A 17,705-nucleotide genomic window follows, 5' to 3' on the forward strand; every position below is an offset into this window, starting at 1 on the left:
CCCTCCTCTGCCGAAATCACTGTTTATGGTCGTGGTCGTGGTCGTGGTCACCATGGTTGTGATCATGGTCATGACTGTGACTATGACCATCGCCATGAGAATGAATGGCGTGTACATGTAAGCCGGAGCCATGGGGTTCATCTAACGGGCTGGCAACATGAACATGAGTGTCGCTCTCCTCCGCGCCGCCAAACAGCAGCCGGGCTTCAGAGTTAGTCAGCAGAGGTAAGATCTCCGCCCCCTTAACAAAGCGGAAAGGAAGATGCTGGAAACCATGGGTTCTCATGACCGAATCCATCATGGTGGTGGCAACAGTCAGCGGGACATACACCTCATTATTTTTGGTGACGGCTTTCCAGTGCTGATTACCCAGCGCGTGTCCCAACTCAAAGCAGGTTTTGATCAGTTCATCCGGTGAGCGGTTTTTTAACTCCCTCAGATCAATCACCATGACATCGCGTAAATTGATCTGCACGACGACGGCAACATTGGTTTTTTCATCCCATGCCAGCACATCGCCATCAGCAAGTACCACGTTTCTATCGAGCGAAATCCCCAAATCCAGACCTTGAGTGCTGGATTTACGGCAGCGACTTTTTTGCGCCTCCCGCTGATCCAAGACCAGGAAGTCAAAAGTAGCCCCTTTGAGCTTCTCTCGCCAAACCGGATCTTTTTTCACATTACCCATAATGTGCTCTATCAAAATCATGTTGCGGCTCCTTGCATTTATCCATTGCGAGTGGTCAGTTGCCCACAGTAATGAAATCCGTTTCTGTGCCACTCATCCCAGCCATTGTTGGTCGCCCCATCCAAAGGCTAGATGACACTTACCGTGGGCAAGCTGAATTCTGTAATCGACTGGACCCTGATATCCGTGGGATTAGCGTCCAGACTCACCTGATTTATCAATCAGCCCCGACTTATTAATCAATCAACCAAAGAAATAGCGCTGGTTCATTGATGCCGTTTCGATAGGCTCACAGGTGGCGTGTACACCATCCACTTTTACCGCAAAGGTTTCTGGGTCCACTTCGATGTGTGGCGTTTGATCATTACGCACCAGATCCCGTTTAGAGATAGTTCGGCAGTTTTTAACCGCAATAACCTGACGATCCAACCCAGCTTTCTCTTTCACCCCATCGTCGAGTGCCGCCTGAGAAACAAAAGTAACGCAGGTGTCTTGCAGGGTTTTACCGTAGGCCCCAAACATTGGGCGGTAGAACACCGGTTGAGGGGTCGGCAGTGACGCGTTTGGATCACCCATTGCCGCCCAGTTGATCATGCCGCCTTTGATAACCAGTTTAGGTTTGGCACCAAAGAAGCGCGGGTCCCACAGCACCAGATCGGCCATTTTGCCCACTTCAACCGAGCCGATAACATGGCTGACGCCCTGCGCGATAGCCGGGTTAATGGTGATTTTCGCCACATAACGCAGCACGCGGAAGTTATCGTTGTTGGCGTCATCTTCTGGCAGTTTGCCGCGCGAGGCTTTCATCGCATTGGCGGTTTGCATAATGCGCAGCCAGTTCTCCCCGACCCGGCCCATCGCCTGTGAGTCACTGGAGAACATGGAGATAACCCCCATATCGTGCAGGACGTTTTCTGCCGCAATGGTTTCCGGGCGCACGCGACTTTCAGCAAAGGAGACGTCAGCGGGCACATTCGGGTTGAGGTTATGACACACCATGATCATGTCGAACAACTCGGCCTGACTGTTGACACCATAGGGCAGGGTTGGGTTAGTGGAGCTGGGTAGCACGTTCATCTGGCTGGCGACGCGGATAATGTCCGGCGCATGACCCCCACCCGCCCCTTCGGTATGGAAGGTATGGATAGTGCGGCCTTCGAAGGCATCAATGGTGTCCTCTACATAACCACATTCGTTCAAGCTATCGGTATGCACGGAGACCTGAATATCCATCTCATCCGCCATCCGCAAAGCATGGCGCAGAGCATTAGCGGTCGCGCCCCAGTCTTCGTGGACTTTATAGCCCACAACACCGGCAATGGCTTGCTCCAGCAAAGGGCCACGGCCATAAGAGTTACCTTTGCCCAAAATCCCTACGTTAACCGGCAGCCCTTCAACTGAACGCAGCATCTGGCGGATATTCCATGGGCCAGGTGTCACTGTGGTGCCGTTAGTACCGTCGGTTGGGCCAATCCCGCCGCCGAAGAAGGTGGCGACCCCATTGGATAATGCATGGTATGCCTGTTGCGGTGAGATCAAATGAATGTGGCTATCGATACCGGCCGCAGTGAGAATTAAATGCTCACCTGAAATAGCATCGGTACTGACCCCCACCACCATTCCAGGTGTCACCCCATCCATCACTCCAGGGTTACCACTTTTGCCGATACCGGCAATTTTACCATCGCGAATACCGACGTCTGCTTTAATCACCCCAAGGCGGGCATCAACAATAGTGACGTTGGTAATCACCAAATCCAGCACGCCATTATCACGGGTCAGGTGGTTATTGGCCCCCATCCCGTCACGCAATGACTTGCCACCACCGTAAACCGACTCTTCACCATATCCACGCAGATCTTTTTCGATTTCGATAAATAGATTGGTGTCACCCAAGCGGATTTTATCGCCAGTCGTAGGGCCAAATAGACCCGCGTATTCTTGCCGAGAAATTTGAGGCATCTGTCGCTCCTTTCTTTTTCCGGTGCGTGTAACGGATTTCTTCATCACACGTATGCGAATTTCGATGATTTACTCAATAAATAACGTGTTATTTAGGTGATTTGAAACCACGCGCCGCCGCACGACGGATAGCTTCGAGCTTATCCGGGCGCTCACTGTTCGGCACCACGCCTTCGCCAGTCCAGCCATCCACCAGGTTGTTAAAGCCATATAGTGTTTGCTTGCCACCGAAGGGAATCAGTTGAACTTCGGTTTCATCACCGGGCTCAAAACGGATGGCGGTGGTTGAGGAGATATTCAGCCGTTTGCCATAAGCCGCAGCACGGTCAAACTCAAGTGCGCGGTTAGCTTCGAAGAAGTGGAAATGTGAACCCACCTGAATGGGCCGGTCACCGGTATTTCGCACTTTCACTTTGGTTACTGGCTTGTTTTCATTAAAAGTGATTGGGGTATCGGCTAAAATGCAGCCGCCCAGTGGGGTATTTCGTTCTGTTGACTCTTTAGTGCCTTTCTTTGCGCTCATGCTTTAATCCTCTGCAATAATCAGTTCAGGTTTTACTCGCATGTTGCCGTCAGTTATTTAATAGGATCGTGCACCGTGACCAAACGGCTACCGTCAGTAAAAATCGCTTCAACCTGAACATTTGGGATCAGATCAGCTACCCCGTCCATCACGTCATCTTTGGTGAGAACTTTACTGGCTTCTTTCATCACATCTTCTACGGATTTGCCATCTCTGGCCCCTTCCATTGCAGTCACTGTAATAATAGAAACGGCTTCCGGATAATTGAGTTTCAAGCCACGCGCTTTGCGTTTGAACGCCACATCAGACAGCGTGTAAATCATAAGCTTTTCAACTTCTCTTGGGGTGAGCTGCATAAGCCCTCCTGTATCGTGTTAAGAAAGTGAAAGTGAGAAAAACAATTTACTGAAAAAGACGAATAGCCACCGATCACACTGTTGTTTATAATAACGACAGTCGTGTTTAATCAAGGTCATCCCGTCAGATTAATTTGTATGATGATTTGTTTGGGTGGGTTTTTTTTACCGCTTTTAGTTATTCCAATCAATAAAAAATTAGTGCTCATTAATATTTTTTTACTAAAACAAAAATATGTCACTGCATTTACCCACAGTGATCCACAAATGAGAAAATCAATTAATCGTTTGCCTTCAATAGCGAATGTCATAGCTAATCAATCCCTTTATTTAAATCTGGATTTCGGTATAACACTTCTGTAACAGATAACGATAAATCAATGAGTTGCTATAAAAACCAGCCTTTAACCAATATAGACCAAAACACTGAAAATACATCATTAATTAGAAATTTAATAAAAAATTCGCTATGGAGAATGAAAATATCGATTGAAATCAATATAATGATAATTAATATCAGTTGGTTTATATTTGTTACAAATAAAGTTAAACCGACCTACCACTGGCAAGAATTTATTCAGAAAGGTAAGGATATGATCTTAATCAATGTATTTAAAATAATACGCCAGAAAGCATAGCTCACCTCAGCTTATTATCACGAAAAATTATTATTTTCTCGTTAGGCTTATCTTGATCTCCTCTTATTTCTCGATAGATAACCCTACCCTGTTTTTACCATCGCCAAACCAAGATGCGGCTTAATCTTACTCACTGGATAAAGAGAGGTTTCATTTTCTTGTGCAGGTATCCATATCCGCGAGCACACCTTTTCTAATAAGGCCCTATTGTGGCTAAAAACAATTAATCCGAGCGGGCGATAAGCCGCTTCAGCCAATAATACTTGCCAGACTTGCGCCTGAATATGTGCATCCAGTTGCGCAGTGACTTCATCAGCAATCAAATAACGAGTGCGTGGATCCAGTGCTCGCAGCAGCGCAATACGGGCCAACTCCCCACCAGATAGCTCATCGGGCCGACGTTTCAACCAATCGGGGCTCACCGCCATCCGCTCAAGCCAATAGGTATCTGGTCGCCAGGCATCATGCAGGCTATCCCCCGTGGTTCGGTAAGGATTGAAGCTCTGTTCCGGGTGCTGAGGCACCAGTTGGACCGGACAATACCCTTTTTTCGCCAGTGGTGCTCCCCCGAGCAAAATTTGCCCTGAGGTGGCTGATTGCCACTGTGCCAGCACCCGACCAAGGGTGGTTTTACCAAAGCCACTGGGGGCGGAGATCCCCAATCGCTCCCCCGCTTTGAGGGAGAAGGAGATAGAATCCCACAGCCGTCTCCCTCCCTGGTCAATGGTCAGATTGTCGACACTAAACATACTCTGCCACCTCCGTCGACGATAGCTTCTGACTGACAAATTGCTGCTCCGGCAGTGCCGCCCATAGCGATTGTAACCAAGGGCTACCGCCGTTATTTTTCAGCTCATCCGCACTGAGCGTTTCGTGCAATTTACCTTTATGTAATACCGCAATTTTATCGGCAAAACGCGCCGCCAGTGCCAAATCATGAGTGACCCACAAAATGCCGCGCCCCTGCTGACAGAAAGCCCGTAAGTGGGTGAGTAACTGGCAGGCATGTTCATCATCCAGCCAGGAGGTCACTTCATCGGCCAAAATATAGCGGGCATGGGTCAGTGTTGCGCAGCTGGTCAGGACACGTTTTGCCATCCCGCCAGAGAGTTGGCGTGGGAAATTATGAACCAGCCCCGGTGCCAAATTGTAGGTTTGTAGCTGCATGGCGACATCTTCCAGCCGCAGTTTTACGCCACTGAGTTGCGCAGCGCGGGTCATTTGCGATCCCACTTTAATCAAGGGATTTAGGGCGCTGACCCCTTGGGGGACATAGCACAGGGTTTTGCCACGCTGCTCAATTTTATCGCGAGCACACAACACCTCGCCATCAAGGATAATCTCGCCATGGCAGCGCATATTATCCGGCAGTAAACCCAGCGCACTTTGCAGCAACAGACTTTTACCTTCACCACTGCCACCCACTAACGCGACCAACTCCCCCGGATTAATCTCCAGTGAAATGTGACTCAGCAGAGGGTGCCAGGTTTTGCGCCCTAACCAGCGGTAATGGGCAACATCAATGGCAAACCTTTCAAATTTCAACATCAGGTTATCCTCACCCAGAGCTGTTGTAGCGCCCGGGCAAACTGGTCAAATATCAGCACTAATCCCACCAAAATCAATCCGGGGAAAAATGCCAGCCACCATGCCCCACTACTCAGATAGCGCAACGCGTCGGCTAATAATATCCCCAATGACGGCTCATGCGGCGACAACCCAAAGCCCAGAAAACTGAGTGCTGCGCTGTGTAACACCGCATGGGGGAACATCAACAGTGTGCCAACAATCCACTGCGGCAGTAATAACGGTAGCAGATGATGACGCCAGCGGTAAAAATTACTGTTACCCAGCCGATGAGAAAGCATCACATAATCAGTTTCACGAATGCGTAAAATTTCCGCCCGTAGGATCAAGGCCAGTTTGGGCCAATGAGTGAATGCCACCGCCAGAATAACCCCCTGTTTTCCGCCACCCAAGGTGAAGCAAATCAGCACTAATAGCAGCAAATGCGGCAGGGCCAACATACTATCAATCAGCCCACGAATGAGATAATCCAGCGTTTTATTCACCGCACACAGACTGGCGGTGAGCATCGCCAACAAGCCACTGGCAAAAGCGGCAATCAGGCCAATCTGCAAGCTGGTGGTCATGCCCTGAAAACAGCGCAGCCACAGATCACGCCCCAGACTGTCAGTGCCGAACCAATAGATCATGGATGGCGGTTGACGGCGAGCCATCAAATCCATCGGAACTTCAACGGGATAGATGGCCCAACCATAAATGATCAGAATGGATAATAGCGCTATTGAGACAAACAGCCGGAACAACGCCCGGTTCGGATTATAAGTCAGCATTGTCGTGCAGCCCCCCTGTTCAGGCGGTGTAACAGGGCATTGGCCATGCTGTTACCGCAGAAAACCAGGATGGCGCAAAACATCACGATCCCCATCAATAGCGGAATATCACCATGTAATCCGGCATCAATGGTCGCCTGCCCCAGGCCGGGATAGGCGAAGACTTTTTCAGCGAGTAACGATCCCCCCAACAACTCTCCCACTGAAGCAAATTGCAGACAAAGTGCCGGGGTTATCGCATGGCGTAAAATATGAAAATTCACCAGCGACCAGCCTTTATCCCCCTGCGCTTGCGCATAACGAATAAATTCACTGTTCATCACCTCGGCTACTCTGGCGCGGGTATGTAGAGCGATGTTGCCGACCCCCAATAGCCCCAGAGCTAACATCGGCAAAATAAGATGGTGCAGCTTGTCGCCCCAACTGGCGGTCTCAGCATTACTGCCCGGTGTCCATGCACAGCAAATCGGCGCCCAATTCAGTTTCACCGCGAACAGTGACAGCAGCAATAGGCCAATCCAGAAGGTGGGCAGCGAGGCCAGCAAATAAGAGAGCGATGAGATAGCACGATCTGGCCAGCGATTGAGATAGCGCCCCGCCGTTAGCCCCAGCAGTAGCCCAACAATACCTGAGAACAACCACGCCGAAATCAGTAACGCGAACGAGGTTGCAAAACGCTCGCCGATAACTTGCGAAACCGGCGCGTTGTACAGCATCGAATACCCCAAATCCCCTTGTAAAACCTGGCTAAACCAGTGCAGGAATCGCTGCCATAGCGGCAAATCCAGCCCCCAGCGCGCGGCAATCAATGGATATTGCTCCGGTGGAACATGTAGCAGTTCACTGCCAATATAGGCACGAATGGGATCGACTGGGGAGAAGCTCAGTAGCGTAAAGGTGCCCACCGCGGTGATCAGCAGTAGGCAAATTAAGCGCAGAACAAAAAACGAGACGCCCTTCATTACTGGCAAGTCCATTTCCAGCTATCGAGGCTATTGAGCAGTGACCAGGAGCCGTGGATCTCTGGCGCCCCCTTGCCTAAATCAACGCAATTATTAGCCAGATAAGTATGCTGAATATTCAGCAACCATGCCCATGCTGCATCACCACGAATACCAGCCCCGGTGGTTCCATCCCAATCCACCTGCTGCCAGAATGGCACAGCTTGTTCCCAGGTGGGGGCATCCAGTGCCTGTTGCAGATGTTTATCTACCACCGGATTCTGGTAATAGCCCGGATTGTAATACTCCACGCCCGCCGCTTTGCTGCTGTAGTGATGGTACAGCTCCATTGGGTCCAAACTGCCCCAACCAAACAGGGTGGGATTGGCATGCATATTTCGCTCTACGGTTTCCCAACTGCCTGATTTTAAATCAACATCAATGCCGATAGGTTTTAGCATTGAGCGAACGGCCTGCGCTAAATCACGGCGCGTGGTATCACCACTGGCATACCAAAGTGTTATTTTGGCTGGCACACCACTCTTTTCCCGAATGCCCTCTTTGTTCAGCTTCCAGCCAGCTTGCTCCAAAATCTGTTTGGCTTTTTCGATATCACCATCCTTGATGGCCGAGTCTGGGCTATTCCATGGTAGCCCCTGCACACCGGTATAGGCCGGGATAGCATGGCCCTCCATGATTTGCTCCGCCAGCAACTGGCGGTTGATGGCGTAGTTAATCGCACGGCGGATCGCGATATCAGCCGTAACATCATTGCCAATCGGGTCACCATGAGCATCTTTTTTACCCGATGGCGTGGTCGGGAACACTATGCCACGGTTTTCGACACTTGGTCTGACCCATAACTTCATGTTATTAACCGGGCCTGCCGTCATTGATGGAGGAATACGTACCACACCTAATTGCCCACTTTGCGCTGCTGCGAAGGCGCTGTCTTCATCAAGGAAGACAAAAATCAACTTATCAAAATCGTTTTTACTCCCCGCATAGTAAGGGTTCGCCTCCACAATCATCTGCTGACCGGGTTGGAAACTGACTAAGCGGTAGGGGCCGGCACCAATAGGTTTTTGCGAATATGTTTTAGCATTGTATTTATCGGCTGAAACAATCCCCAGTGAACCCAATACATTCACAAAGGTACTTTGCGGGGCTTTCAGTTGGATACGCACATTGAGCGGGTCGATCTCTTCGGCACTGAGGAAGTTACCCATATCAACTTTACCGCCACTGGCGGCGGCATTGTTGTAAGTAAAGGCCACATCTTTAGCTGTCAGCGGTGAACCATCAGAGAATTTGAGGTCGGGTTTGAGTGTCAATAACCAGGTTTTACCATCGTCACTGGTTTTATACTGACTCAGCAAAAAACTATTCCAGCTAAGATCTTCATTTTGTTTCAGCAATGGGCTGTGCAGTAACAAATAGCTGCCATGACTCCACCCCAACATGGGATCAAAACCTTCGGTTGGTTCATCACCGATGGCCAGTTGCAGTGTGTGGGGGGTTGCAGCGCTGACCGAAATAGATAATGCACTCAATAAAGTGGCGGTCAGTAAGGTATTGCGGAGCCATAGACGTTTAGACATGTATCATCCTTGGATAAATTAGCTAGCGAATATAGGTCATTGCCTGTCAGAGACAGATTCAACAAGCAATTAAGCGTAGCACTAAACATTAATATGGGTAATATTGCCCCTCTTCAGCAGTAATGACTAATTTTCTATTCATCCGTTAGAACTTTAAAGTATTTATGTGACAAACATCGGATTTAGATGAGGTAAATCAAAAAAAACCAAGTCGGAAATAAAATAAATTATAGATGAAATTGATCTACATCGATAAAGCAGTAAAAAACATCGAGCTTGAATAACAGATATAATCCTTACCACTCAACCTAACCACAAGATTTAACTATCGTAATCTGATCACCGAGAGGCTTAACCTATGAATTAGCCCACTTATTATTTGCTATTGTTTTATCAAGGTGATTAATTGTCGACTGATCACTTAAGCTGTTATTTTGCGTTTCGAATAATCAAAACAGTGCCGAAATAACAAGGAAGACTCCAACCGGAGGTTATTATCCACTGATTTAAACATATCATAATAATAGCAGGAAGCATTCTTAGTTGGCATTCATTGATGCCACCGGCCAAAAAACCAAACTTTGAATACATATACTTCTACGATCGCAGAAATAAAAAACCCTCGCCATGGCGAGGGTTTTTTTACAGCTAAACGCTTATTGCAGCAGTATAAATTACAGCGCTACTACGTTTACAGCTGAAGGGCCTTTCTGACCCTGTTCGATGCTGAACTCTACGTTCTGGCCTTCATCAAGAGTTTTGTAATCAGTGCCTTGGATTGCAGAGAAATGTACGAATACATCTTTGCTACCGTCAGCAGGAGAGATAAAACCAAAACCTTTACCAGCATCAAACCATTTTACTAAACCAGTCATTTTATTAGACATAAGATATTTCCTTCATTATTAGTGCCAATATTTGGCTATTGAGGTCTGCTTATCAAGAGTTACTTATGGGGGCACTAAAGAAGGAAATTCGTCGGAGAAGTGATGTCTAAAAATATCGCTTTAACTAGGAACTGCTTTACTTAAATGGCTTACATAAATAGGTCTGTGCTACAAACCGATGGAGCTATTAACGCATGCTAAGATATTAATAGCAAGGCTTATTTATTTTACTCCTTAATGAAAGATAAACACAAATCACTCATAAGTTATGGTAAAACCCAAGGTAATGCATCGCCCGATGGGGCTCTACACCGAGAGCGAAGCAGAGATTCTAGCGGATGAGGTTATGCTCAAATTTCGTTATACTGCCACTCAAAATCGGAAGCCGTCATAAAGGAAAAGCAATGACAATGCGAGAGCTTGAAGTCCAGTTTCTTAATGCAATGAGTGAGTTGCAGTCAACTTTTGAGAAGCAGCATCAGACATGGCAGGCAAGTTATACCGCGCTGCAATATGAGCTGGAGCAGTCAAAAGCACGAGAGACAGCATTGCGTGCTAAAAATGATATGTTGCTTAGAAAGCTCAATACTGCAAATACCTTGCCAGAGCAACATTCGCTGGTCAGACAGATAAAAATGCTGGGTGCCCATCTTGATGCGCTGGCGAAAGATGCCGCCGCGTTCAACCATCATCTGAATAATCAGCAGAGAAATAGTGATAACTTCAGTGGCAATACCCCTTAAACACTTCGTTGAATTTATCGGCTCAGGCGATTTAACAGCCAGATAATTTTACGTTACCAATTTCACCTTGTAGGGCGCAAAGAAACACTCAATGACGTGGATAATTATTGCTGTTCTGATCGTGGTTTTTATTGTGGGCTACCGTGTATTGACATCAGATACCCGTAAAGCTGTGGATACACTGGCGAATTTACTGAAGATAAAACCCATCTATATTGAGTCGATGTTGCAAGAGATGGGGCAACGTCAAACTCAAATGTTTATTCGCTCCACCAGCAATGGTTACGCCGAGGATGTTAGAAAGGCGGCATATCTGGTTTTCATCTATCAGACCTTTATTAAAGATCCCTCCGACGAAAATGTGATGCAATGGCGAAACACCCTGCTCCGCGCACATATATCCCCAATGCTGACGGCCGAACACACCGAAGCGGCATTGTTCTATTTTGCTGAACTGGATTTAGATGCCTTTGAGTTAGCGCAATTCCGTCGCCACTATAATCTGCATTTTAATCAGGAAGCTGACGCCGTATTGCATTGATAATGGCACTACGGCGCGATGATATTTATTGCGGTAGGGTAGCGCGCTAAATGGTCTGAAACATACTGTTCAGGTAGCGCAATAATATTTCCCTTGAGCTAAAACCGTGAGCAATACCGTAGCGATCTTCAGCTTCCCCCGCCAGATAGAGTGGAAACTCAACATACTTATCACTGATACGAATAGTGGCTGTCGGTGTGGCAAACAGCAAACTTTTATCTTTTTGCGCGGGGTGGATAACCAAAGCGGTCCTACCCATACGGGCTTCACGATTTACATAAACATAGTGACCCGCTTTCCGATAACCGTAAGCCTGATCAACCGTATAATCCCGCTCAAAGCCGGCACTCTCCAAGACTCTAGCCACTTCATCTGGCCGTAAATACATTTACTTTCCCTCTTTTTAACTGCTATTGAGCGACCTTACCGCAATAAATAAGGGAAACCACCTCTTTATTGGCTCAAAACGGCTATTTAGGAATAGTCCACACGCCACTGCGAGGGGGTCATGCCCTTAACCCGCATAAATTCACGATTGAAATTGGATTTGGTTTGGAACCCCGACTCTAGCATGATATCGACCACTGGCTGCTCGGTGGTTGTCAGCAGCAACGCGGCGTGTTCGACCCGCAGCTGATTGACGTATTGCGAGACATTTTGCCCAGTTTGCTGATTAATCGCCTGCGAGACTTTGCGAGCGGGTATCCCCGCTTTACGCGCCAGTTTTGCTAAGTTGAGTTGGCTATCCAGATAGAGATTATGGTGCTTTAAGGTCAACAAGATAGCCGAAAATAGCCCATCCAGTGATTCACTCCCCGCATCGTCATTGACAGTCTCCGACTCGGGCTGTATTTGGGCACTGAATGTATCACTGTGGGCACTGTTGGCTAATGTGTAGCATATCCCCAATGTAATCATTAGGTTACTTAAACTAACAATCAAAGCCGCTTGATTCCCGGCAAAGAAAACATAATCGATGCTGATAATCATATCGCCCACGCCTGAAGCAATAAGCAAGATAGCCATTAGAAGCCACAAGCGGTAACTGAGCCAACTCTTTTCCAGCGAGACTTGCTGCAAGCGATCTTCGCCGGGGCGTAGGTAAAGCAGTATCGCCACGCCATATAACAAATAGCTAATGATGACGATAGCATCGAGCCATTGTGGTGCCACGCCCACACAAATCGCCGTCCCGATAGGGGCTAAACTGTGTTTCCACCACCGACGAATACTCGTCCCCGCTGAGCTTAATAAAGCTAAATAGGTCAGTGGTGGGATAGTCATGGCAATTATGGGTTGTAGGCCATTAAATAGCGCAAGGTGGTAACCATAGCGCAAACCTACCAGCCCGCTTTGCAGCGCACAAACCAGCAATAGCAGCAGTAGCACGCCCCCTTGCTTACTGGTTTTGATCAAATGATAAAACAAACCAATACATAAAATAGATAACAGAAAAGAGACTGGGATAAGCGGCATACCCTTGCCTTAACAGATAAATATAGTGAATAACTGTTTTGCAGTGTAGAGAGCCAGATGATTGAAAACAAGCAAGTTCAGGGACTGGATCGTGATCGAGGTCGCGGCTAAATAGATTGCATCCTAAGGTGGCTGGAAACTCACTCAGCCAGGATATTAAATGATGAAAAATGTGGTTCTTTGCTTATGCTTTTTACTGTTTTTCCCACTGACCAGCTATGGCTGGCAAACAGCGGTTACCCACGCCACCTTCAATGATCTCCAGCGCCATCGTCAACTTGAGAGTGTGATTTATTATCCCACAGTGGAACAGGGTAAATCGGTACTGTTGGGTGACAACGCCGTTTTCCATGGCACTTCTATCTTACCTGATGCCACCCTTGCCAAGGGGCAGTTCCCCTTAATTGTTCTTAGTCACGGCAGTGGGGGGAACAATACCAGCCTCGCATGGCTGGCTGATAAACTGGTGCAACAAGGTATGGTGGTGGTGGCGGCGAATCATCCGGGCAGTACTACCGGCAACTCAATACCGGCACAATCGGCGCAGCTCTGGTTGCAAACTGAAGATCTCTCTTTTGTCATCAGTGCATTACAGTCAGATAACCGCTGGAAATCAGTATTTGAAAATCAGCCTATTGGGGTTATTGGTCACTCGAAAGGGGGCTACAGTGCTATTGCCGCGCTAGGGGCAACGCTTTCACTGCCGCATTTTATCGCGGGTTGTCAGCAGCAGCCTGAACAGCCTAATTGCCAGTTTTATACTCAAGCGGGCGTAAAATTAAGTACACTTTCGATGGAAAAATTTGAAGGGAATTATGTCGATAAGCGTCTGCGTTTTGCGATAGCACTGGACCCGGCCATGGTGCCTTTTTATCAAAATAGTAGCCTGCATCATTTGAGTGCCCCACTGCTACTTATTAATGCCCGCTATTTTATCTCGCCGGATGTGGCGCTGGATCTAGGAGGGGCTGAATGGGTAAAACAGCTTAATCAACCCAATATGACAGCAATGACCTTGGCCAATAGTGGGCATTTTGATTTCCTGCCCACTTGCAAGAGCGCCGCCCGCACTATTTTGGCTGAAGAGGACGAGGATTTTATCTGTGCCACACCCGCCATTGAACGCGAGAAACTCCATCAACAAGTGGCTCAGAAAATAGTAGATTTTCTTCATCAGCAACATATTCTGCGCTGATATTTCAGTACAACACCAAGTACCAGGCGCAGGTTAAATAACAGAATCAGTCAGAAATAATACGCAGGCAAGTAATAGACCACACAACGTCACGACACTGAAAATCAGTTCAAACAGATAGCGATTGATCATGATGATTAGCCTATAAAAAAAGACACCCGGCATTAACCGGGTGTCTGGAATTGGCTAGACGGTGCGGTACAAGACCCGCATTCCGGCGTAATTATGCAGCTGGCGCTGTTACTGATTTTTTAGCGGTTTTGTGATGTTTTTTAGCGGCTTGTGCTTTTTGAGCTGGCGCTTTTTTCACGTGTTTTTTAGCTGCCTGTGCTTTTTGAGCTGGTGCTTTTTTCACGTGTTTTTTAGCTGCCTGTGCTTTTTGCACTGCGGCTTTTTTCTCGTGTTTCTTAGCTTTAGCTGCTTGTGCTTTCTGCTCTGTTGTTTGTTTGGTGGCTTTATGTTTTTTATGTTGAGTTGCTTTAGCAGGTGCCGCTTTCTCTACAGCGGGTGCCGCCGTAGTGCTGGTTGCAGTTGCAGCTGGAGCGGCTGTGGTCGTTTCAGCAGCGAAAGCAACAGAAGACAGACCCATAGTTGCAGCAACGATCAGCGCTAATATTTTTTTCATTTTCAAATCCTCAGAGTTTTTTTCGCTAAGCCCCCGATGGGGCCGTTGGGAAGAATCATAGAGGAATGAATTTTCTCTTTCCGTGAGTCATTGGTTTCGCTAAGTAACCAAATGTACAAAGTCATCGTAATGATTATTTGTGCCATAAATGCTACCCACCTTCGGATTACTCCTGAAGCCCATTTATCGGCTGATTGATGGTCTATGCTTAATGTTCATCAGGCAAATGGAGAGCAAAATGTTCAAGAAATCAGAAAAAATCGAAAGAAATCTCGATCAAGATGTGACCCTTCTGGCAGATACTCTCGACGATGTCTTGCGCTCATCAGGTGAGAAAACCAAAGAGGAGCTGACCAAGGTGCGGCAAAATGCCGAGGGGGTTTTACGTGATGCTCGAGCGCGGTTCAGTGGCTCGACCAGCCTTAAGCAACATGCCCGCGATGTTGCCGACAATGCAGATAGCTATATCCGCGATAAGCCATGGCAAGGTGTCGGTATTGGTGCCGCCGTCGGTATCGTACTGGGTGTGCTGCTGGCACGCCGCTAAAATCAAGCTGATGCCGATAACTCATCACCCTCATTGCTGTGTCTACTGTGTTTGAGTTGCGTTTGTTTATCGGCGGCCCAGGTGCCCCTCACCTCGGGCCAACACCTTTTATCCCTCAGATAAAGCGCTCACTATTTTTGCCAGCCGGGCTACCAGTTGATCGGTTTCTGTCACTGACGTCAAATTAGTAAAGCCCATCAGCAGGCCATTCTCTTGGTTGCCTCCCACTCTCTCTGCCAGCGCCCAATCTGATAGTGCCTGAATCGCCAGCCCTTGACGCTGAGCTTCTGCGGCAACAACCCGATCAACAAAACGGCTATCCAGCCGCGCCAGTAATTGAATACCGCCCGACTGCCGTTCAACCTCAACGATACCCGCAAGTTGCCGCATCAGACTGACGGATAACATTTCGCGACGCTCTGCATAGAGGTGGCGCATCCGTTTAAGGTGGCGATAAAAATGCCCCTGATTCATAAACTCCGCCACACTGGCCTGTATCAATGGCGGGCAGGCGCAGGTGCGCAATTGGCAACGGTGATTAAATACCGCCACCAGCGCGGGAGGCACCACCAAATAGGCCAGCCGCAGTGCTGGAAACATCACTTTGCTAAATGTTCCGGCATAGAGTACCCGCCCTTGCCTATCCATACTTTTCAGCGGAGGCAGTGGTCGGCCCTGATAGCGGAACTCACTGTCATAATCATCCTCAATGATCCAGGATTGCTGCTGCTCAGCCCAATCCAGTAGCGCCATGCGCCGCACTAAGCTGAGCGCCACACCTAATGGGCTTTGATGTGCCGGTGTGATAATGGCAAAACGCGCCTGTGGGCAACACTGAGTGGCGGCACTCACATCCATGCCTTCGTCATCCACCCTCACTGGATGCGGAATCAATCCCGCATCGCGGATCAACTGTTGAGTGGCTGGGTAGCCGGGATCTTCCAGCCAGCCACGATCGCCGGGTTTCAGTAAGCTACTGACCACCAGATCCAGTAGCGATTGATAACCGGCACAGATAAATACTTGTTCCGGTTGGCAACTAAATCCCCGTGAGAGCTGCAAATAGTGGGCAATTGATGCACGTAAGGCGGGTAATCCGGTGGCGGGAGGGTGCCCAAGTGATGCGGCGGTCAGGCTATGCAGCTGTTTAGCCATAATTCGCCCCCATTGCGCACGCGGGAAGGCATCCAGTGCTGGTAGCCCCAACTGAAACGGCAGCGCCATCATACGATTAGCCGATAATGCAGGGTTGACGGCAATGGGTTGACTACCTTCGGCTACACTGTTCAATGGCAGCAAAAGGGCATCAAGCAACTGGGCTGAAACGTAAGTTCCCCCCTGCCCACGGCTTTGTAAAAAGCCCTCGGCAATCAATTGGGCATAGGCGTTTTCCACGGTCCCGCGCGCGACCCCCACTTCACTGGCCAGCGCCCGAACCGAGGGCACCCGAGTATCAGGTAGCAGTGCGCCCTGAACAATCGCATCTTTAATACGTTGATAAATCTGGCGATAAACCGGCTCGTTTTGTTGACGATCCAAATTCAACAGGCGCGAAAACACCTTCATCATGACCCATTAAAATAAGTAATTTATGGCCCTATAGTATAGGCCATGGTGTTGCTAGAGTAGCGCCATATTTTACAATCAACATCACAGGTAACTATCATGGTTAAGCAGCGCCTCTATTTTTCCGAACTCTCTCCAGCCACCTACAAAGCACTGGTAAACACCTCCCTCACCCTAGATAAAAGTTCGTTACCAAAAGCAATGATCGAATTGATTTTTATGCGAGTATCACAAATTAACGGCTGTGCGTTCTGTCTGGATATGCACGGTAAATTTTTGCGGGCCAATGGCTTTGATAACGCCAAAATGGATACGATCGCTGGGTGGCGGTTGAGTCATGCTTTCAGTGAAGCTGAACGGGCGGCACTGGATTGGGCAGAAGCGGTCACTAACATCACCACCAGCGGCACACCTGATCATATTTTCGACGCCTTGAAGGCCCATTTTACCGATGCCGAAATTTCTGACTTAACTTTTGCCATCAGTATCATGAATGCATTTAACCGGTTAGCCGTCAGCCTGCGCCAGTAACAGATCCATCTCCCCCCCTTCTGCGTTAAAAATATTTTTACCCTGCTCATTATTACCAAACTCTGCTGCCAGCCCCGTGCTGACGGCCTTGTCTCTGTGTGGCTCATAGAATAGACAGAAATAACTACATATGGTGTGGTTGAATTAAATAAACACTAGATATAGTATTTATCTATCATCTACGGGAATGAAACTGTGGTTGATAATCAGGGGCAGGTCGTCACGACACACGAACAACCTGGCTAATTCCGCCTTTCCTCAAGATAAAAGGTAAATGCGAATCATGAGCATTATTATTTACAGTAAACCCGATTGTGTCCAGTGCAATGCGACCTACCGTGCCTTGGATAAACAGGGAATCGCTTATCAGGTAATTGATTTAACAGAAGATATGCAGGCATTAAATCACGTTAAATCCCTTGGTTATCAGCAAGTCCCGGTGATTATTGTCGGTGATGACCATTGGTCTGGCTTTCGCCCCGACAAAATAAGCGCACTGGCTCAAGCTGTCGGTGCCTGATGAGGGCA

The 17,705-nt window shown here is 48.2% G+C and carries 21 protein-coding genes; 7 read left to right on the forward strand and 14 right to left on the reverse strand.

Annotation, left to right across the window (positions count from 1 at the left end):
- Window positions 1-16: 16 nt before the first annotated feature.
- On the reverse strand, window positions 17-709 hold the full coding sequence (gene ureE, locus AACW11_RS12125) for an urease accessory protein UreE (RefSeq protein WP_212586787.1): 693 nt from the start codon (window positions 707-709) through the stop codon (window positions 17-19).
- A 50-nt stretch (window positions 710-759) separates the two neighbouring features.
- On the opposite strand from ureE, the gene AACW11_RS12130 reads away from it, so the two are divergent.
- A complete protein-coding gene (locus tag AACW11_RS12130) occupies window positions 760-927 on the forward strand; it encodes a hypothetical protein (protein ID WP_212586788.1) in 168 nt (55 codons plus the stop codon).
- A gap of 4 nt (window positions 928-931) precedes the next feature.
- Here AACW11_RS12130 and AACW11_RS12135 read toward each other — a convergent pair whose 3' ends face one another.
- From AACW11_RS12135 to cspE, 9 genes are all read right to left on the reverse strand, one after another.
- A complete protein-coding gene (locus AACW11_RS12135; RefSeq protein ID WP_212586789.1) occupies window positions 932-2,650 on the reverse strand; it encodes an urease subunit alpha in 1,719 nt (572 codons plus the stop codon).
- A gap of 88 nt (window positions 2,651-2,738) precedes the next feature.
- A complete protein-coding gene (locus tag AACW11_RS12140) occupies window positions 2,739-3,173 on the reverse strand; it encodes an urease subunit beta (protein ID WP_212586790.1) in 435 nt (144 codons plus the stop codon).
- A 53-nt stretch (window positions 3,174-3,226) separates the two neighbouring features.
- Window positions 3,227-3,529 carry an urease subunit gamma gene (locus AACW11_RS12145; RefSeq protein WP_002215288.1) on the reverse strand — a complete coding sequence of 101 codons (303 nt, stop codon included), beginning with the start codon at window positions 3,527-3,529 and terminating at the stop codon, window positions 3,227-3,229.
- Window positions 3,530-4,250: 721 nt separating this feature from the next.
- The gene (locus AACW11_RS12150; RefSeq protein ID WP_212586791.1) at window positions 4,251-4,916 is read right to left on the reverse strand and encodes an ATP-binding cassette domain-containing protein; all 666 of its coding nucleotides are present in this window, start codon (window positions 4,914-4,916) and stop codon (window positions 4,251-4,253) included.
- The gene (locus AACW11_RS12155) at window positions 4,909-5,715 is read right to left on the reverse strand and encodes an ATP-binding cassette domain-containing protein (protein ID WP_212586792.1); all 807 of its coding nucleotides are present in this window, start codon (window positions 5,713-5,715) and stop codon (window positions 4,909-4,911) included. Before AACW11_RS12155 ends, AACW11_RS12150 begins: the two co-directional genes overlap by 8 nt.
- Window positions 5,715-6,521 (reverse strand): ABC transporter permease, encoded by an 807-nt coding sequence (locus AACW11_RS12160; RefSeq protein WP_212586812.1) that lies wholly within the window; start codon window positions 6,519-6,521, stop codon window positions 5,715-5,717. Before AACW11_RS12160 ends, AACW11_RS12155 begins: the two co-directional genes overlap by 1 nt.
- A complete protein-coding gene (locus AACW11_RS12165; protein WP_212586793.1) occupies window positions 6,518-7,486 on the reverse strand; it encodes an ABC transporter permease in 969 nt (322 codons plus the stop codon). Before AACW11_RS12165 ends, AACW11_RS12160 begins: the two co-directional genes overlap by 4 nt.
- Window positions 7,486-9,066, reverse strand: a complete 1,581-nt coding sequence (locus AACW11_RS12170) for an ABC transporter substrate-binding protein (RefSeq protein WP_212586794.1) — start codon at window positions 9,064-9,066, stop codon at window positions 7,486-7,488. Before AACW11_RS12170 ends, AACW11_RS12165 begins: the two co-directional genes overlap by 1 nt.
- Before the next feature lie 674 nt (window positions 9,067-9,740).
- The gene (gene cspE, locus AACW11_RS12175; protein WP_005275958.1) at window positions 9,741-9,953 is read right to left on the reverse strand and encodes a transcription antiterminator/RNA stability regulator CspE; all 213 of its coding nucleotides are present in this window, start codon (window positions 9,951-9,953) and stop codon (window positions 9,741-9,743) included.
- Between the two features lie 404 nt (window positions 9,954-10,357).
- On the opposite strand from cspE, the gene AACW11_RS12180 reads away from it, so the two are divergent.
- The gene (locus tag AACW11_RS12180; RefSeq protein WP_032898212.1) at window positions 10,358-10,696 is read left to right on the forward strand and encodes an MbeD/MobD family mobilization/exclusion protein; all 339 of its coding nucleotides are present in this window, start codon (window positions 10,358-10,360) and stop codon (window positions 10,694-10,696) included.
- 91 nt (window positions 10,697-10,787) lie between these two features.
- Window positions 10,788-11,237: a DUF1198 domain-containing protein gene (locus AACW11_RS12185; protein WP_212586795.1), complete on the forward strand. Its 450-nt coding sequence runs from the start codon at window positions 10,788-10,790 to the stop codon at window positions 11,235-11,237.
- A 46-nt stretch (window positions 11,238-11,283) separates the two neighbouring features.
- On the opposite strand, the gene AACW11_RS12190 is transcribed toward AACW11_RS12185, so the two are convergent.
- Window positions 11,284-11,625 carry a DUF2002 family protein gene (locus tag AACW11_RS12190; protein ID WP_212586796.1) on the reverse strand — a complete coding sequence of 114 codons (342 nt, stop codon included), beginning with the start codon at window positions 11,623-11,625 and terminating at the stop codon, window positions 11,284-11,286.
- An 86-nt stretch (window positions 11,626-11,711) separates the two neighbouring features.
- A complete protein-coding gene (locus AACW11_RS12195) occupies window positions 11,712-12,713 on the reverse strand; it encodes a helix-turn-helix domain-containing protein (RefSeq protein WP_212586797.1) in 1,002 nt (333 codons plus the stop codon).
- 163 nt (window positions 12,714-12,876) lie between these two features.
- On the opposite strand from AACW11_RS12195, the gene AACW11_RS12200 reads away from it, so the two are divergent.
- Window positions 12,877-13,908, forward strand: a complete 1,032-nt coding sequence (locus AACW11_RS12200) for a serine aminopeptidase domain-containing protein (RefSeq protein WP_212586813.1) — start codon at window positions 12,877-12,879, stop codon at window positions 13,906-13,908.
- Window positions 13,909-14,131: 223 nt separating this feature from the next.
- Here the strand turns inward: AACW11_RS12200 and asr are convergent, their stop codons facing one another.
- Window positions 14,132-14,533, reverse strand: coding sequence for an acid resistance repetitive basic protein Asr (gene asr / locus AACW11_RS12205; RefSeq protein WP_212586798.1), 402 nt, complete (start codon window positions 14,531-14,533; stop codon window positions 14,132-14,134).
- Window positions 14,534-14,771: 238 nt separating this feature from the next.
- On the opposite strand from asr, the gene AACW11_RS12210 reads away from it, so the two are divergent.
- A complete protein-coding gene (locus tag AACW11_RS12210) occupies window positions 14,772-15,080 on the forward strand; it encodes a DUF883 family protein (protein ID WP_212586799.1) in 309 nt (102 codons plus the stop codon).
- 108 nt (window positions 15,081-15,188) lie between these two features.
- On the opposite strand, the gene pdxR is transcribed toward AACW11_RS12210, so the two are convergent.
- On the reverse strand, window positions 15,189-16,649 hold the full coding sequence (pdxR, locus tag AACW11_RS12215; RefSeq protein ID WP_212586800.1) for a MocR-like pyridoxine biosynthesis transcription factor PdxR: 1,461 nt from the start codon (window positions 16,647-16,649) through the stop codon (window positions 15,189-15,191).
- Window positions 16,650-16,745: 96 nt separating this feature from the next.
- On the opposite strand from pdxR, the gene AACW11_RS12220 reads away from it, so the two are divergent.
- Window positions 16,746-17,177: a carboxymuconolactone decarboxylase family protein gene (locus AACW11_RS12220; RefSeq protein ID WP_005275937.1), complete on the forward strand. Its 432-nt coding sequence runs from the start codon at window positions 16,746-16,748 to the stop codon at window positions 17,175-17,177.
- A 283-nt stretch (window positions 17,178-17,460) separates the two neighbouring features.
- The gene (gene nrdH, locus AACW11_RS12225; RefSeq protein WP_212586801.1) at window positions 17,461-17,697 is read left to right on the forward strand and encodes a glutaredoxin-like protein NrdH; all 237 of its coding nucleotides are present in this window, start codon (window positions 17,461-17,463) and stop codon (window positions 17,695-17,697) included.
- Window positions 17,698-17,705: the final 8 nt, after the last annotated feature.

Origin of the sequence: Yersinia sp. Marseille-Q3913 (assembly GCF_963892745.1) — a bacterium.
In the GTDB taxonomy this organism is placed as follows: domain Bacteria; phylum Pseudomonadota; class Gammaproteobacteria; order Enterobacterales; family Enterobacteriaceae; genus Yersinia; species Yersinia bercovieri.

Excerpts from the sequence above, each read along its gene's own strand:
- AACW11_RS12150 (WP_212586791.1), bottom strand. The coding sequence starts at position 4,916 with ATGTTTAGTGTCGACAATCTGACCATTGACCAGGGAGGGAGACGGCTG.
- ureE (WP_212586787.1), bottom strand. The coding sequence starts at position 709 with ATGATTTTGATAGAGCACATTATGGGTAATGTGAAAAAAGATCCGGTT.
- AACW11_RS12130 (WP_212586788.1), top strand. The coding sequence starts at position 760 with ATGAAATCCGTTTCTGTGCCACTCATCCCAGCCATTGTTGGTCGCCCC.
- asr (WP_212586798.1), bottom strand. The coding sequence starts at position 14,533 with ATGAAAAAAATATTAGCGCTGATCGTTGCTGCAACTATGGGTCTGTCT.
- AACW11_RS12180 (WP_032898212.1), top strand. The coding sequence starts at position 10,358 with ATGACAATGCGAGAGCTTGAAGTCCAGTTTCTTAATGCAATGAGTGAG.
- AACW11_RS12155 (WP_212586792.1), bottom strand. The coding sequence starts at position 5,715 with ATGTTGAAATTTGAAAGGTTTGCCATTGATGTTGCCCATTACCGCTGG.
- AACW11_RS12220 (WP_005275937.1), top strand. The coding sequence starts at position 16,746 with ATGGTTAAGCAGCGCCTCTATTTTTCCGAACTCTCTCCAGCCACCTAC.
- pdxR (WP_212586800.1), bottom strand. The coding sequence starts at position 16,649 with ATGATGAAGGTGTTTTCGCGCCTGTTGAATTTGGATCGTCAACAAAAC.
- AACW11_RS12210 (WP_212586799.1), top strand. The coding sequence starts at position 14,772 with ATGTTCAAGAAATCAGAAAAAATCGAAAGAAATCTCGATCAAGATGTG.
- AACW11_RS12165 (WP_212586793.1), bottom strand. The coding sequence starts at position 7,486 with ATGAAGGGCGTCTCGTTTTTTGTTCTGCGCTTAATTTGCCTACTGCTG.
- AACW11_RS12195 (WP_212586797.1), bottom strand. The coding sequence starts at position 12,713 with ATGCCGCTTATCCCAGTCTCTTTTCTGTTATCTATTTTATGTATTGGT.
- nrdH (WP_212586801.1), top strand. The coding sequence starts at position 17,461 with ATGAGCATTATTATTTACAGTAAACCCGATTGTGTCCAGTGCAATGCG.
- cspE (WP_005275958.1), bottom strand. The coding sequence starts at position 9,953 with ATGTCTAATAAAATGACTGGTTTAGTAAAATGGTTTGATGCTGGTAAA.
- AACW11_RS12185 (WP_212586795.1), top strand. The coding sequence starts at position 10,788 with ATGACGTGGATAATTATTGCTGTTCTGATCGTGGTTTTTATTGTGGGC.
- AACW11_RS12190 (WP_212586796.1), bottom strand. The coding sequence starts at position 11,625 with ATGTATTTACGGCCAGATGAAGTGGCTAGAGTCTTGGAGAGTGCCGGC.
- AACW11_RS12145 (WP_002215288.1), bottom strand. The coding sequence starts at position 3,529 with ATGCAGCTCACCCCAAGAGAAGTTGAAAAGCTTATGATTTACACGCTG.
- AACW11_RS12135 (WP_212586789.1), bottom strand. The coding sequence starts at position 2,650 with ATGCCTCAAATTTCTCGGCAAGAATACGCGGGTCTATTTGGCCCTACG.
- AACW11_RS12170 (WP_212586794.1), bottom strand. The coding sequence starts at position 9,066 with ATGTCTAAACGTCTATGGCTCCGCAATACCTTACTGACCGCCACTTTA.
- AACW11_RS12200 (WP_212586813.1), top strand. The coding sequence starts at position 12,877 with ATGAAAAATGTGGTTCTTTGCTTATGCTTTTTACTGTTTTTCCCACTG.
- AACW11_RS12140 (WP_212586790.1), bottom strand. The coding sequence starts at position 3,173 with ATGAGCGCAAAGAAAGGCACTAAAGAGTCAACAGAACGAAATACCCCA.